The following is a 14,769-nucleotide window of genomic DNA, read 5'->3' as shown; positions in this document are numbered from 1 at the left end:
TATGAAACTTTCTAAAGAATTACTGGCACGGCTGCACGAAAATGACGGGCTGCAGGTTCCGGCGGAAGAATATTTTACGCTGCCGGAAAAGGTGCTGCAATTTGGAACAGGCGTATTGCTGAGAGGACTGCCCGGTTTCTTCATAGATAAAGCCAATAAACAGGGATTGTTTAATGGCAGGGTAGTGGTGGTGAAGTCAACAGATAAAGGCAGTACCGCTGCTTTCGACGAACAGGATAATCTTTATACACAGTGTATCCGGGGCATTGATGGCGGTAAAGCGGTATCGGAAAATATTATCAACGCCAGCATCAGCAGGGTGCTCACCGCCGCTACCCAGTGGAACGATATTATGGACTGCGCTGCCAGTCCGCATATGCAGGTAGTAATATCCAATACCACCGAAGTAGGTATTGTGTATGTGGAAGAAAGTATTCATGCAACGCCGCCGGCATCCTTCCCCGGTAAATTGCTGGCCTTCCTGCATCGCCGTTATCACCATTTTAAGGGAGATGCCACCAAAGGAATGGTGATTATTCCTACAGAACTGATACCGGATAACGGCAGCAGGCTCCGGGAAATACTGTTGCAGCTGAGCGCCTTTAACCAGCTGGAAGAAGGATTTGTACACTGGCTTGTTAACAGTAACTACTGTTGTAATTCATTGGTGGATTGCATTGTACCTGGTGCCGCCTACCTGTCGACCGGTTATGAAGATGATCTCCTGATCATGACAGAAGTATACCGCTTATGGGCCATTGAAACCAGCACTGATCATGTGAAGAAGATATTATCCTTCAGTGAGGCAGATGCCGGGGTGGTACTGTCGCCCGACATCAATGTATTCCGCGAACTGAAGCTCCGGCTGCTCAATGGCACACATACGCTTAGCTGCGGACTGGCCTTCCTGGCTGGTCACGACACGGTGAAGGCGGCCATGAATGATGAGGCAATGGCTGCCTATATGGAAGGACTGATGATGCATGAAATTATACCTGCTATAACAGATATCCATATACGAAATGATGCGGCCATCCGTTTTGCCGGCGCTGTACTGGACCGCTTCCGCAACCCGGCTATCGAACACCGGTGGTTAAGCATTTGCAGTCAGTATACGGCGAAATTGAAAATGCGGGTACTGCCGGTGCTGTTGCAATATCACCGGCGTACAGAACATGTGCCTGCGTTGATAGCGCTGGGCTTTGCTGCGCATGCGTTATTTATGCGTGGCGGCAGTAGCTATACCATCACGGATGAACATGCCGCCTGGTATGCGGCGCAATGGCAGCAGCATACGTCGGAGGAAGTGGTGAAAAATTCCTTCAGCAACGAGGCGATATGGGGCTGTAACCTCACTGTCATTCCCGGCTTCGCACAGTTGGTAACTACGATGCTGAAAGCGTTAATGGAACAGGGTGTAGCTGTTTATCTTGAAAAGATAGCAGGAGAAATAACGGTATCGTAAAAAATAAGGACAGATAAATGAAGCAGAAAGTATTAAAGGTGCATCCACACGATAATGTGCTGGTAGCACTGCAGGATCTGGAAAAGGAAGAAACGGTGGAGTATAACGGCGCCGTATATACGATGCAGGAAAAGATTCCTGCCAAGCATAAATTTGCGGTGGCATCCCTGAAGGAAGGAGATGCAATTTACATGTATGGCGTGCTGGTAGGGCGCGCGCAACGCAGCATCAGCGCGGGCAGCAGGATTGCCGTGGAAAATGTGCATCACGCAGCCAATGGCTATGAACTGGCTGCCCAGCGGAAAACCACCTGGCAGCCACCGGATGTTTCCCGCTGGCTGCAAAAGACTTTCATGGGGTATCACCGTGCCGATGGAAGCGTAGGTACGGCTAATTACTGGCTGGTGATTCCATTGGTGTTTTGTGAAAACAGGAATGTGGAAGTATTGAAAGAAGCGTTGCTGCCGGAACTGGGATATGCCCGTCCGGGTAAGTATGCTGCCTTCACACGTTCGCTTGCTGCAAAACAACGGGCGGGCGCAGGCCCTTCGCAGATCCTCGAAACGGTGTACACAGAAGAAGCGTCGGGGGCGCAGCATAGCCGCGTATTTGAAAATGTAGATGGCATTAAATTCCTGACACATGATGGTGGGTGCGGCGGTATCCGGCAGGACGCGCAAACGCTGTGCGGCCTGCTCGCAGGATACATTACCCATGCTAACGTTGCCGGTGCTACGGTGCTGAGCCTGGGTTGCCAGAATGCACAGATCAGCATGTTGCAGGACGAAATCAATAAGCGCGACCCCGGCTTTTCAAAGCCACTGTATATACTCGATCAGCAGCAAACAGGAGCAGAGAGCCAGCTGATCACGGATGCGATCCGTCAAACGTTTGCCGGCCTGATGATCGCCAATCAATGTACCCGCCAGCCGGCGCCATTAAGCAAGTTATGCATCGGGCTGGAGTGCGGCGGCTCGGATGGCTTCTCCGGTATCTCTGCCAACCCTGCTATCGGCTATGCGTCCGATCTGCTGACCGCCCTTGGTGGCTCCGTTATCCTCGCTGAGTTCCCCGAACTCTGCGGAGTAGAACAGGAAATGAGCGACCGGTGCCGCAGCGTGGAAGACGCTACCAGGTTTATCCGGTTGATGCGTACCTATCAGCAGCGTGCAGAAGAAGCAGGCTCCGGATTTGATATGAATCCATCTCCCGGAAATATTAAAGACGGCCTGATTACCGATGCCATAAAATCGGCGGGGGCAGCCAAAAAGGGAGGCACTTCTCCTGTGGCTGCTGTACTGGATTACCCCGAAAAAGTGCAGCTGCCGGGATTAAACCTGCTTTGTACGCCCGGTAACGACGTAGAATCCACTACGGCGGAAGTGGGCAGCGGCGCTAACGTGGTACTGTTTACCACGGGACTGGGAACGCCTACCGGCAACCCTATTGCACCCGTGATTAAACTGTCCAGCAACACAAAGCTGTATCAGCGAATGAATGATATCATTGATATTAATACCGGTACTATTATAGATGGTGAAGAAACCATTGCTGAAGCAGGAGAACGTATACTCGACTACGTTATACAGGTGGCCAGCGGCGCCATTACTGCAAAATCTGTCCTTAACGGCCAGGATGATTTTATTCCCTGGAAAAGAGGGGTGTCATTGTAATACTTAAATATTTTTACGGATGAGAAAAAAATTCATGGATGAAAATTTCCTCCTGAATAGCGATGCGGCAGAAAGGCTCTATCACGACTACGCCAGGGATATGCCCATCATCGATTACCACTGTCACCTGCCGCCCGCGCAGATAGCCGCGGACACAAGGTTTGAGAATATCACACAGGCATGGCTATACGGAGATCATTATAAATGGCGCGCCATGCGCACCAACGGCGTACCGGAAAGTTACTGCACCGGCAATAATACGGACTGGGAGAAGTTTGAACAATGGGCCGCCACCGTGCCGCATACTTTGCGTAACCCTTTATACCACTGGACACACCTGGAACTGCAACGCTATTTCGGGGTCACTGATATACTGAATCCGGCCTCCGCAAGGCAGATCTATGATACCTGCAATCAACTGTTGCAAACGCCGGAATACAGCGTACAAAACCTGCTGCGCAGCAGGAACGTATCGATCGTTTGCACTACCGATGATCCGGCCGACAACCTGCAGTATCACCGGCAGCTGAAACAGGAGGGTTTTGAAATACCCGTTATACCTGCTTTCCGCCCCGACCAGGCCATGAATGTAGAAGTGCCGGAAGTATATAACCGCTACCTCGAAAAACTGGAGCAGGCAGCAAATTGCAACATCAACACCTATGACGACCTGTTACAGACCTTGAAAAGCCGGCATGATGTATTTGCCGCGCATGGCTGTAAAGTATCTGATCACGGTATTGAGGAAATATATGCAGATGATTTTCTGGAGAAAGATATCCGGCAGATCTTTTTGAAGATACGCGGTGGTCAGTCGCTCACCTATACCGAAATCCGGCAGTTTAAATCGGCGTTGCTGCTGGAACTGGCGCTCATGGACTGGAAAGCAGGGTGGGTGCAGCAATATCATCTTGGCGCCCTGCGGAATAATAATTCCCGCATGATGCGGCTGCTAGGGCCCGATACCGGCTGGGACTCCATTGGTGATTTCTCCCAGGCACGTGCCCTGGCTAAATTCCTCGATAAACTGGATAGCCAGGATAAACTGGCAAAAACGATTATTTACAACCTGAACCCCGCCGATAATGAACTCATGGCTACCATGACCGGCAACTTCAACGACGGTTCTGTAGCGGGGAAAATACAGTTCGGCGCCGCCTGGTGGTTCCTGGATCAGAAAGATGGTATGACGAGACAAATGAATGCGCTCTCCAATATGGGACTTATTTCCCGGTTTGTGGGCATGCTTACGGATTCCCGCAGCTTCCTTTCCTACCCGCGGCACGAGTACTTCCGCCGCCTGCTCTGTGATCTCTTCGGTGAAGAAATAGAGCGCGGCGAGATCCCAGATGATATCGATGCCGTAGGAAAGATCATACAGGACATCTGTTACGGCAATGCCAAAGCGTATTTTGGCTGGTGATGTAAAGGCGTTGTATTGTAGGCAGACTTTTTTTTAAGGCTACTGACATAGGGTTGTCACAACCCTGTGTTTCCTTTGTATTGTAAACAAAAAAATACAACACTCATGGAAAACAACACCTTATCTGCCGCAACTACTACCGCCGTTATTACGCCTGATCAGTTACTGAAACACTGGCAGGGCCACCGCGCATTGACCCGCCGGATGATTGAAGCATTCCCGGAAGATCAGCTGTTCACCTTCAGCGTGGGCGGTATGCGACCCTTTTCTGTTTTGGTAATGGAGTTTTGCGGAATGGCTTTTCCGTCCGTATATGGCGTTGTCACCGACGAATGGCTGGGTATCGATGTATTGCTGAAAGACGCCGGCGTGTCGGTGGCCCCTACCACCAAAGCGGAGCTGCTGCAACTCTGGGACGTGATTACAGAGAAACTCAACGAATGGTGGCCTAAAATACCGGTGGAAGCATTTCAAAAAGAGATCACTGCCTTTGGACAGTATGAAGGTAAATCCATCAGCATCCTGTTTTACATTTTCGACAATGAAATTCATCACCGCGGACAGGGGTATGTATATCTCCGCGCCCTCGGCATAGAGCCTCCGGCTTTCTGGGACAGGGATCAGAATTTATGATCTGGCCGCGTTAAACTTTTCCCGGTATTCAGAAGGGGTCATTCCCACCGTTTTGCGGAAAACCTTTCTGAATGCCTTGGGATCGTTGTAGCCCGAGTTAAAGATGACTTCCGCCATTTGCTGGCCGGTTTGCTCCAGCAGTTTTTTGGCGGCTTCAATCCGGGTAAATTGCAGGTATTCAATAGGGGTTATACCGGTTACCTGTTTAAATCTTCTTACAATATTTCTCCTGCTGGAAGGGATGTCCCTGATCATTTCTTCAATTGTACCCACATCCTGGTAGCTGGTTTCAATTCTTTGTTGCGCAGAGGCTACGAGATCGTCGTGGTGATTACGGGCAGGCTGAAACGTGCTGAAATAGGATTGTTTGTCGCGGCCCATATCCACCGCAAAAATTTTAGCGGTCTTTATCGCTATTTCAATGCCGCAATGAACTTCCAGCAGGTGAAGCAGCAGGTGGAAGGTAGAAGTGGCGCCACCGCTCGTGTAAATGCCGGAATCATGGGTAACTGTTTTATCCGATAACAGGTTCACTGCCGGGAAAGAAACGGAAAACTCCCTGCAGGCATCTACATGGGTGGTGGCTATTTTGCCATCCAGTAAACCGGAAGCCCCCAATAAAAATGCGCCGGTACAAAAGCTGGCGATTTCAGCGCCGTTTTTGTATTGTTGTTGCATCCAGGGAAGATAAGCCCGGTTTTCTATGATCGACTGGCGGATATCATCCGTAGTAAAAGAGGGTACCAGCACCAGGTTGAAAGCACCCGCTGCATCTGTATGTTGCGACGCATAATCCGGAAAGGCTGCTGCCAGGTGTTCCGTTTCCGGAGTATGTACCAATGTTATTCTGAAAGGTGCAGGCTCACCGTTCTTATAGTAAATCTTATTGACGGTGTCCAGTACATCTGTTATGGCAGCCAGGCTTAAAAGCTTGTAGTGGCGTATAAGCAGGATCCCAATCTGTAGCATATGGTTTTCAGTTTTTAGTTATCTACTCAAACATAACGAATTTGGCGCAAATACCCCCTAATATTGACTCTATCAGCATCTATCCGGACAAAAATTAAGAGGTACCTTACCGTTAGTTTGAGAACCAAAAAAAATAATATTATATGACAACTGTAAGCACCCGGATGCAGGGCATCCTTCCACTATTTGACCTGCACACAGAATTTTTTCCAAAGGTACTGGATGGAATTACTGATGAAGATGCGCATAAAAGGCTGGACACACCCGCCAACCACGTTGCATGGCTCACCGGCAGCCTGGTACAGCAGCGGTTTGAACTGGCCGGTTTGCTAAAAGTGGAAGCCACATCTACAGCAAATGATCTTTTCAAAGATTTCCAGGGAATAAAGGACTCACAGCAGTATCCATCTCTCGAAATTTTTAAAAAAGACTGGCAGAAAATTTCCCCTTTGTTAAAAACAGCACTGGTAAATGTAACGGATGAACAACTGGATCATGTGCTGGAATTTCCCGGCATGAAAATGTCGCTCTGGGACCTGCTCACTTTTAATATTTACCGGGAAGCCAATTGTATCGGGCAAATTGCCTTGTGGAGGCGGCTGTTGAAATACGAGCCGATGAAATATATGTAATCAAAATTATTACAATGGTAGAAGTATTCGTAACGAATGTAAAACGGGTAGCAGCTGCGAAAGAAATAGTAGCGCTGCTGCTCCGTAATTTTCCGGATAGTAAAATCAATTTTGATCTTGAAGACTGTGATAAAGTGTTACGGGTGGAAGGAGAGAATTTTCATCCCGGAAAAATAATGATGCTGGTAAATGAAAATGGATTCCAGTGTCAGGTAATGGAAGATTAAGGAGCCGTCTTAACAGGCGGCTTTTTCTTTTGTAAGCAACAAATTTCTACTTTGTGAGGATTGTAAGGTTTTTCTTATCATTGCTGGTCATGGAAACAATATTACATTTATAAGCAGATTAAAACAGCAATTATGGAAAACAATCATGCAGAAGAGAAATTAGCGGCCCTGGGACTGGAACTGCCACCAGCTCCGTCGCCTTTGGGTGTTTATAAGCCTTTCCTCATCGATGGCAAATACCTGTATCTCTCCGGTCATGGTCCTGTGCAGCATGATAAATCACTGATCATCGGACGGATAGGAGATGCACTGGATATGGAGCAAGGCAAACTGGCAGCAAGACAGGTAGGATTAACCATGCTCTCTACTATTAAAACACATGTGGGCAGTTTGAATAAAGTAAAAAGGGTGATCAAGGTGCTGGGCATGGTCAACTGTACACCCGACTTTGAGCGGCATCCCTACATCATCAATGGCTGCAGCGAATTATTTGCTGCGGTGTGGGGAGAAGAAAATGGTGTAGGAGTGAGGAGTGCCGTGGGCTTTGGCTCCCTGCCGGATAATATCCCCGTGGAAATAGAAGCTTTGTTTGAACTGTATTAAACATTTGGATATCTGCGAACTATGTTTATAATAGATGCACATTTAGATCTCAGCATGAATGCGCTGGAATGGAACAGGGACCTGCAACAGCCGGTAACCGCCATCCGTGCGAGAGAAGCCGGCATGAACGATAAACCCGACCGTGGCAAAGGAGTGGTGGCATTCCCTGAACTACGGAAAGGTAACATCGGGTTGGTAGTAGCCACCCAGATAGGCCGCTATGTGGCACCGGACAATCCGTTGCCGGGATGGCACTCTCCTGAACAGGCCTGGGCGCAAACGCAGGGGCAGCTGGCCTGGTATAAAGCGATGGAAGACGCCGGAGAAATGGTGATGATCAAAGATAAACAAGGACTGGAACAACACCTGCTATTGTGGAACGATGGTACGCCCAACGACAAAAAGCCCATTGGCTACATCCTCAGCCTCGAAGGAGCCGACTCTATCGTAAATCTGAAGTACCTCGAACAGGCCTACAATAAAGGATTACGCGCCATTGGTCCTGCACACTACGGCCCGGGGCGTTATGCCAACGGCACCGATGCCACGGGCCGGCTTAATGAACAAGGTAAACAGCTGATCCGTGAAATGGAACGGCTTCATATGATCCTCGACGCCACGCATTTGTGCGATGATGCCTTTTGGGATGCCATGGAATTGTTTAACGGAGCGGTATGGGCCAGTCATAATAACTGCCGCGCCCTGGTAAATCATAACCGCCAGTTCAGCGACGACATGATCAAAACACTCATTCAGAAAGGCGCAGTTATCGGTGGCGCCCTCGACGCCTGGATGATGGTACCCGGATGGGTTCGTGGTACCTCCACACCCGAAAGCATGGGCTGTAACCTGGAAAAAATGATCGATCACATGGATCATATCTGCCAGATCGCCGGTAACTCACTCCACGTAGGCATTGGCACCGACCTCGACGGCGCCTTCGGTAAAGAGCAATGCCCTTACGACCTCGAAACAATCGCCGATATGCAGCAACTACCCGCACTCCTCACTAAAAGAGGCTACAGCGATGAAGACATCGACAATGTAATGCATGGCAACTGGCTGCGTTTCCTGCGGGATGCGTGGCGCGATTAGCGCGGAGTTTGTCTTTCTCAGGATTACGCTGATTTTACTGATTAGCTGGATTTTTACTTTTGGATTTTTACTTTTGGATTTTATAAAGGATTACGGGAGATAAAAGCGGATATATTCGCCTTTTTATCTCCCTTAAATATTATTAATCAAAAACTCCAAAAAAAATCCAAAAGTAAAAATCCAGCTAATCAGTAAAATCAGCGTAATCCTGAGAAAGACAAACTCCGCTATTTTTACTAATTTGCGCGAATGAATTTTCTCGAAGTCTCAAACATCAGCAAGGAACTGCACGGCGCTTATATTTTAAAGAATGTCAGCTTCACACAACACGCATTTCAGAAAATAGTGATCGCGGGCGAAACCGGCTCCGGTAAAAGCACCCTGATGAAAATTGTTGGCGGCATGGCCCAGGCAGATGCCGGTACGGTGATGTTTGAAGGCAAACGTGTGAAAGGGGCGCTGGAAGTATTGATTCCAGGACATCCCGGCACGGCTTATCTTTCCCAGCATTTTGAACTGAGAAATAACTACCGGGTGGAAGAAATTCTATCCTATGCTAATAAGCTCACCGATGAAGAAGCCGCAGAGATCTACGACATCTGCCGGATTTCACATCTGCTCAAAAGAAAAACAGATCAGCTGTCGGGTGGTGAAAAGCAGCGCATTGCCATGGCAAGACTCCTCATTTCTTCTCCCAGGCTGTTTTTGCTGGATGAGCCTTATTCCAACCTGGACATGATCCATAAAAGCATCCTGAAAAAAGTGATCAGTGATATAGGCGATAAGCTCGGTATCACCGTGATGCTAATTTCCCACGATCCGATGGATATCCTGCCCTGGGCAGATGAAATACTGGTGATGAAAGACGGGGAAATTGTACAGCAGGGATCTCCGCAACAAATCTATAACCAGCCGGTGAATGAATATGTAGCCGGGTTATTTGGAAAATATAATCTCCTTTCCCCGGGGAAAGCCGCTGTGCTGGACGGATTGCCAGGCATTACACTGAATGGTAAAAGCATCTTTATCCGCCCGGAGGACTTCAGAATTGTTCGTGCAAAAAAAGATGCCGTGCCCGGCAAGATCCGTGATATCGCTTACTATGGCAGTTTCTTTGAAGCCGAAGTGGCGCTGGGAAATGAAGTGGTGACCATCAAAACCACGGATGCCGGCCTGAAAAAAGGCGCAGCGGTGAATATAAGCGTAGCGCCCGAAACCGTTTGGTATATCTAAGGTTTTATTCCCATGATCTTCTTGCCCGCAAACCCGTTGTAGGGCTTGTTTTGCAGCATGACCCAGGTCCTGTCCCAGGATACGGCGTAGTGTATAATCACCACTACTGCCAGCGCAATGCTTTCGCGCAGATAACCCAATGAGTGTAATGCCCACGCCGCCAATCCAAACAGTAAAAGTTCGAGTAGCAGTCGCGCTACACCGGGAATAGCTACCGGCGCAGCCTTTGGATCGTTAGGGATGCGGAATACGCCCCACAGTACTGCAGCGGTGAGTGGAAAGGCCACCACCAGTACATACGACCACCATCCGTTACCCAGGCGCCAGCCCCAGTAACCCAATATCACGAGCATTAAAATTTCCAGCAGAAAACGTACGGCTAAGTTGACAGGATGGGTATTCATGTAATAGTTTGTTCTAAATTAAATATTTTTCGTTTATCTTAAAGCTCGCTGAAAAATTAAATCGTTATGAGAAGATATTTGTTCCTGCTGGGTTTTACCTTGCTCCACGTAACCGGGTCCCTGTTTGCCCAATCACCCATGCGTTTTGCGAAGGATGTTAATACCATCAAAGAATTTGATAAGATGTATGCGCCTCCGGAACATCCGATCCTGTTTGTGGGCAGTTCTTCCATCAGGAAATGGGACGACCTGGAAAGGAATTTCAGCAGCTATGTAGTGCTGAACAGGGGAGTGGGCGGCGCTATCACCAACGATGTCACCTATTTTGCCAACGATATTATCTTTCCCTATCATCCACGCCAGGTAGTGATCTATGTGGGAGAAAATGATATAGTAGATGAGAAAGCCACCGCAGATTCCCTGCTACAAAGATTTAAAGTGCTATATACAACTATCAGAAGCAAACTGCCGGAAACACCGCTGGTGTATATTTCAATGAAACCCAGTCCTTCCCGGGTGAAGTACGTGGACAAAGTGAAGCAGTCGAATGCACTGATCAAAGATTACATCTCCAAAGAAAAACATATCGTATACGTCGATATCTTTTCGCTGATGCTCGACAAAACGGGGAAGTCGCGCGAGGAGCTGTTTCTCAATGATATGCTGCACATGAACAAAAAGGGATATGCCATCTGGGAGAAAGCTGTTCAGCCTCACCTGTTAAAGAAGTAGATGAGTGCCGGAAGGTTTGGTATATAGAAAAAAAAGTATCTTGCCGCCTTATTAACACCTTTTTACAAAACATGATACTGGATACACTGCAGAATGCCCATCTTTACTACCGCCTGGGGGTTAAATTTATCAAGGCTTTTGAGTACCTGGCACAAACAGACCTGGCAGGCCTGGAAAAGGGAAAGTACGAAATCGATGGAAGTAATATCTTCGCTATTGTAAACGAATATGATACCGTAGACGCTTCCACAGAGCAAATGGAGGCGCATAAGAAGTACATCGATATCCAGTATATGGTGTCAGGTTCTGAACTGATTGGCCACGACTTCCTGCGTGAACAGGCGCCTTCCAAAACATATGATGAAACCGCGGACTACCAGTTGTTTGCAGAGCATCCGATGTTTTTCTCCCGGTTGGAAAAAGGCATGTTTGCCATTTTCTTTCCTACCGACCTGCATATGCCCAACATCAAGGTAAGCACGCCTATGCCGGTAAAGAAAGTGGTCATTAAAATAGCGGTGAGCCTGTAATTTTCTGATGGTCATTGACCGTTTATCTATTCTATTATTAAAAGCTGCACATATTTCCTAGATTTAGGGATGCGTTCTGTTATTTTTACTTTCCTGCTGATGCATGTGTTTGGCTGCATCATAGCCCAGCCACTGCGTGTAGCCGTTGCCGGTGTATCACATGGGCATGCGGCTTTTATTCTTGGTCGCCCTGACAAAGGGGACATCCAGATTGCCGGTATCTATGAGCCTGATACGGCCGTCGCTAAATTGAGGGCCAGGCAATATCATCTTCCTGAGAATATTTTTTATACGGATCTCGGTAAAATGCTGGATGCAGTGAAGCCCGCTGCAGTGCTGGCATTTGGCTCCATCAAGGCCCACCGGGAAGTGGTGGAGGCGGCCGCACCCCGGCATATTCATATTATGGTGGAAAAGCCGTTGGCCACTACCGTGGCCGACGCGGTGTATATGGACTCGCTGGCCCGCCGGTACAAGGTACAGCTGCTCACCGATTATGAAACGAGCTGGTATCCGTCCGTAGCCAAAACCTTCCAGTTGCTGGAAGATAGCAGCTACGCCGGCAAAGTGAGAAAGGTGACGGTAAATGACGGCCACCAGGGACCTAAAGAAATTGGCTGCGGCCCGGAATTCCTAAACTGGCTCACCGACCCGGTGCTGAACGGCGGCGGGGCACTCATGGACTTCGGCTGTTACGGCGCCAACCTCATGACCCATCTCATGAAAAATCGTTTGCCCGTATCCGTTACCGCGGTGGCGCGTCATTTTAAACCACAGGTGTATCCAAAAGTGGAAGATGATGCCACTATCCTGGTGGACTATGGCGATACGCAGTGTACCATCCAGGCGTCGTGGAACTGGAGCTTCAGCCGGAAGGATATGGAAGTATATGGCGACAAAGGCTATCTCATTGCCGCCGATAAGAATACCCTTATTCAACGCAATAGTGAACGGTCGCCCGCCATCACACGCCGTATAACGGCAACGGATATACCAGTGTATGAGGATCCGTTCAACTACCTGATAGATGTGCTGAATGGTAAAGTAACCATGCCGGCGGACGGATTGTATGCACCGGCCAATAATGTAATGGTAGTGCGTATCCTGGCGGCTGCCCGCGAGTCGGTCCGCACAGGGAAGACTATTAAATTCTGATAAAAATTAACCCCATGAAATCTGTTGTTAACTATTTTAACCTCATCGGAGAATTTACCAACCCCGGAAAATTTATGTGGGGAGCCTTTTTGGCCGGCCTCACTGCCTTTATTATCGCTGTAGTACTGGTGATTGTATTGCGGAAATTTATACTGGTGCCACGTTCCAATAAAGCGCTCCGCATCATTGCTTACTGCTGGTTTTTTGTGCTGCCGCTGCTGGCAGGGTTCTTTGCTTTTAAATGGGGCTTTTTTAATAGTCTTCGTAAAGATGTAAAAATGCATGCCGGCATATATTCAAAGCATGTACCGGCAGTATTTGATGAACAGGCATCCGCAGCCATACAATCCCTGTTCCGCAATCCGGACGGGAGCCCCGCTGATCTATCAAAGCTCACCACCAACGAGCTGATTGACACCGCCGGCACCCTGATCTATAACGTATACGGCACTACGCTGGAGCAGCAGGCTGCCAAAGAAGGCGTACAGGGCAAACTGGCTGCCTTTATGCTGCGCACCACCAAAGGTGCGGGCATTGCCTACACCATGAAAAAATACATCCGCAAAATGCTCTCGGAAAAAATAGGACTCGAAGAGGGCGTCAGTGCGGATCTTATGGAAACAAAAATTACTGCCATCATCAACGGAGGCCTGTTTATCAATATTGCCCTTATCCAGGTAGATCATTTCCTGAAAGGATTACAAAAAGGCGTATTGATCACTTTCCTGCTCATCCTCGCTATACCCTGCCTGGAGATAGGAATGGCGCATTACCTGCACCGTAAAAAGCTGAAGGCGGCAATACCGCAGCCGGCCAGTGTGTAAACATCTCTGTTGTTGTCTTTCTCCTTCAGCTCCGCCGGGAGAAAGACAACGGCTCTTAAATAATATTTACCTGCCATATGCAACCTCGTGCCTTTCAATTATATTGAATTTTTTCTACGCCTGCGATCTTTTTAGCCGGAAGAAATCGTAACTTAACTATGCAGTAAAAACAGGATAGGCGTGAACGTTATTCCAGATGAAAAACTGATATTATGAGATTTAACTGTTTCTATATCATTTTCCTCCACATAGGTATTCTTTTTTCCGGTATCAGCTCCAAAGCCCAAACCCCTTCTTTCAACGACACTTATCAGCAGCTAAGCCGGTTTATGGATTCAGCCCTCGTGCCCATGAAGGGCGGTGCTACCAGCCTCGCTTTTTCACTGAAAGCAGAAGTGGATCATGGTGTGATCACCAAGCTGGATTGCTCCACCAATGTAGCCGGAAACCTGAAACCACGCCTTTTCAGGCTGGAAGAACTGGATATTAAATGGAATAAATTTACCGGGAAAAGTGGTAAGTATCATGTGATCATCCCCGTGTATTTTATCGTAGAGCACAACACGGGTAAAATACAACTCAACTCCAAAACAGAGTTCACCAACGGGTTTTATTTTGATGACGGCGACCTGTTCGATAACAAACCCCTGAATAATTATTACTTCTTAAAGCCCATTTACCTGCAACGCTACCTCTGAGGCAGCCGCATGCTGTAGCCTGTATTGGGACGGCGTAACGCCTTCAAACCGTTTAAAAAATTTAGTAAAATTGGAATTGTCGAATGTTAGCTTCGTGGCAATTTCCGTCACCGTGAGCGATGGATTCTGTAACATCTTCCTGGCTTCTTCCATTAATCTCATTTCAAAAAAGTAGCACGGTGCATGACCGGTGTGTAACTTAATAGTATTGCTGAGATGCACCGGGTGAATATACAACTGGCGCGCAAAATCTTTGATATGATACATCTGGTCTATGCGGCCATCCATCACCTGGTCGATGTGTTCATTCACCGCAGCAATAAAGTCAGCAGTGATTGCTGCTTTCCTGGTCTGATATTTCTGAGGAAGTACGGGCATGGTATTTTATATCTTACCTAAAGATACTAAATCAGGTTATCATGTAACCCATCACAACCACTTTAACATTTCTGAAAGGTTACCTTTTCTGCGTC

At 48.1% G+C, this 14,769-nt stretch carries 17 protein-coding genes; 14 read left to right on the top strand and 3 right to left on the bottom strand.

The genetic code is table 11. The features are described from left to right. Position 1 precedes the first annotated feature (1 nt). From AB6805_RS00630 to AB6805_RS00615, 4 genes are all read left to right on the top strand, one after another. Entirely contained in the window at positions 2-1,465 is a 1,464-nt protein-coding gene (locus AB6805_RS00630; RefSeq protein ID WP_370907524.1) for a tagaturonate reductase, read from the top strand. A 17-nt stretch (positions 1,466-1,482) separates the two neighbouring features. Then, positions 1,483-3,138 carry a UxaA family hydrolase gene (locus AB6805_RS00625; protein WP_370907523.1) on the top strand — a complete coding sequence of 552 codons (1,656 nt, stop codon included), beginning with the start codon at positions 1,483-1,485 and terminating at the stop codon, positions 3,136-3,138. Between the two features lie 19 nt (positions 3,139-3,157). Further along, entirely contained in the window at positions 3,158-4,561 is a 1,404-nt protein-coding gene (uxaC, locus tag AB6805_RS00620; RefSeq protein WP_370907522.1) for a glucuronate isomerase, read from the top strand. 105 nt (positions 4,562-4,666) lie between these two features. After that, positions 4,667-5,194: a DinB family protein gene (locus AB6805_RS00615; protein ID WP_370907521.1), complete on the top strand. Its 528-nt coding sequence runs from the start codon at positions 4,667-4,669 to the stop codon at positions 5,192-5,194. Here the strand turns inward: AB6805_RS00615 and AB6805_RS00610 are convergent. After that, positions 5,189-6,163 (bottom strand): GlxA family transcriptional regulator, encoded by a 975-nt coding sequence (locus AB6805_RS00610; RefSeq protein ID WP_370907520.1) that lies wholly within the window; start codon positions 6,161-6,163, stop codon positions 5,189-5,191. The genes AB6805_RS00615 and AB6805_RS00610 overlap by 6 nt on opposite strands. Before the next feature lie 143 nt (positions 6,164-6,306). On the opposite strand from AB6805_RS00610, the gene AB6805_RS00605 reads away from it, so the two are divergent. From AB6805_RS00605 to AB6805_RS00585, 5 genes are all read left to right on the top strand, one after another. Beyond that, positions 6,307-6,795, top strand: a complete 489-nt coding sequence (locus AB6805_RS00605; RefSeq protein ID WP_370907519.1) for a DinB family protein — start codon at positions 6,307-6,309, stop codon at positions 6,793-6,795. Between the two features lie 14 nt (positions 6,796-6,809). Further along, a complete protein-coding gene (locus AB6805_RS00600; RefSeq protein WP_142688030.1) occupies positions 6,810-7,022 on the top strand; it encodes a hypothetical protein in 213 nt (70 codons plus the stop codon). Between the two features lie 132 nt (positions 7,023-7,154). Continuing rightward, positions 7,155-7,625, top strand: a complete 471-nt coding sequence (locus tag AB6805_RS00595) for a RidA family protein (protein ID WP_370907518.1) — start codon at positions 7,155-7,157, stop codon at positions 7,623-7,625. A 21-nt stretch (positions 7,626-7,646) separates the two neighbouring features. Continuing rightward, positions 7,647-8,720: a dipeptidase gene (locus AB6805_RS00590; RefSeq protein ID WP_370907517.1), complete on the top strand. Its 1,074-nt coding sequence runs from the start codon at positions 7,647-7,649 to the stop codon at positions 8,718-8,720. A gap of 249 nt (positions 8,721-8,969) precedes the next feature. Next, on the top strand, positions 8,970-9,953 hold the full coding sequence (locus AB6805_RS00585) for an ABC transporter ATP-binding protein (protein WP_370907516.1): 984 nt from the start codon (positions 8,970-8,972) through the stop codon (positions 9,951-9,953). Here the strand turns inward: AB6805_RS00585 and AB6805_RS00580 are convergent. Beyond that, positions 9,950-10,357: a YrdB family protein gene (locus tag AB6805_RS00580; RefSeq protein ID WP_370907515.1), complete on the bottom strand. Its 408-nt coding sequence runs from the start codon at positions 10,355-10,357 to the stop codon at positions 9,950-9,952. The genes AB6805_RS00585 and AB6805_RS00580 overlap by 4 nt on opposite strands. A gap of 66 nt (positions 10,358-10,423) precedes the next feature. Between AB6805_RS00580 and AB6805_RS00575 the strand changes: the two genes are divergently transcribed. The 5 genes from AB6805_RS00575 (at position 10,424) to AB6805_RS00555 (ending at position 14,296) form a co-directional block, all read left to right on the top strand. Next, a complete protein-coding gene (locus AB6805_RS00575) occupies positions 10,424-11,089 on the top strand; it encodes a GDSL-type esterase/lipase family protein (protein WP_370907514.1) in 666 nt (221 codons plus the stop codon). 71 nt (positions 11,090-11,160) lie between these two features. Further along, complete coding sequence (locus AB6805_RS00570; RefSeq protein WP_370907513.1) at positions 11,161-11,619, top strand: YhcH/YjgK/YiaL family protein; 459 nt, start codon at positions 11,161-11,163, stop codon at positions 11,617-11,619. Between the two features lie 69 nt (positions 11,620-11,688). After that, complete coding sequence (locus AB6805_RS00565; RefSeq protein ID WP_370907512.1) at positions 11,689-12,774, top strand: Gfo/Idh/MocA family protein; 1,086 nt, start codon at positions 11,689-11,691, stop codon at positions 12,772-12,774. 14 nt (positions 12,775-12,788) lie between these two features. Continuing rightward, positions 12,789-13,598: a hypothetical protein gene (locus AB6805_RS00560; protein ID WP_370907511.1), complete on the top strand. Its 810-nt coding sequence runs from the start codon at positions 12,789-12,791 to the stop codon at positions 13,596-13,598. 212 nt (positions 13,599-13,810) lie between these two features. Next, positions 13,811-14,296 carry a hypothetical protein gene (locus tag AB6805_RS00555; RefSeq protein ID WP_370907510.1) on the top strand — a complete coding sequence of 162 codons (486 nt, stop codon included), beginning with the start codon at positions 13,811-13,813 and terminating at the stop codon, positions 14,294-14,296. On the opposite strand, the gene AB6805_RS00550 is transcribed toward AB6805_RS00555, so the two are convergent. Further along, a complete protein-coding gene (locus AB6805_RS00550) occupies positions 14,264-14,674 on the bottom strand; it encodes a helix-turn-helix domain-containing protein (RefSeq protein ID WP_370907509.1) in 411 nt (136 codons plus the stop codon). The genes AB6805_RS00555 and AB6805_RS00550 overlap by 33 nt on opposite strands. Positions 14,675-14,769 lie beyond the last annotated feature (95 nt).

It is taken from the genome of Chitinophaga sp. RCC_12 (assembly GCF_041360695.1).
Taxonomy (GTDB): Bacteria; Bacteroidota; Bacteroidia; order Chitinophagales; family Chitinophagaceae; genus Chitinophaga.
Note: the sequence above shows the minus strand (reverse complement) of the source record. Positions and strands in the feature narration are given on the sequence as shown.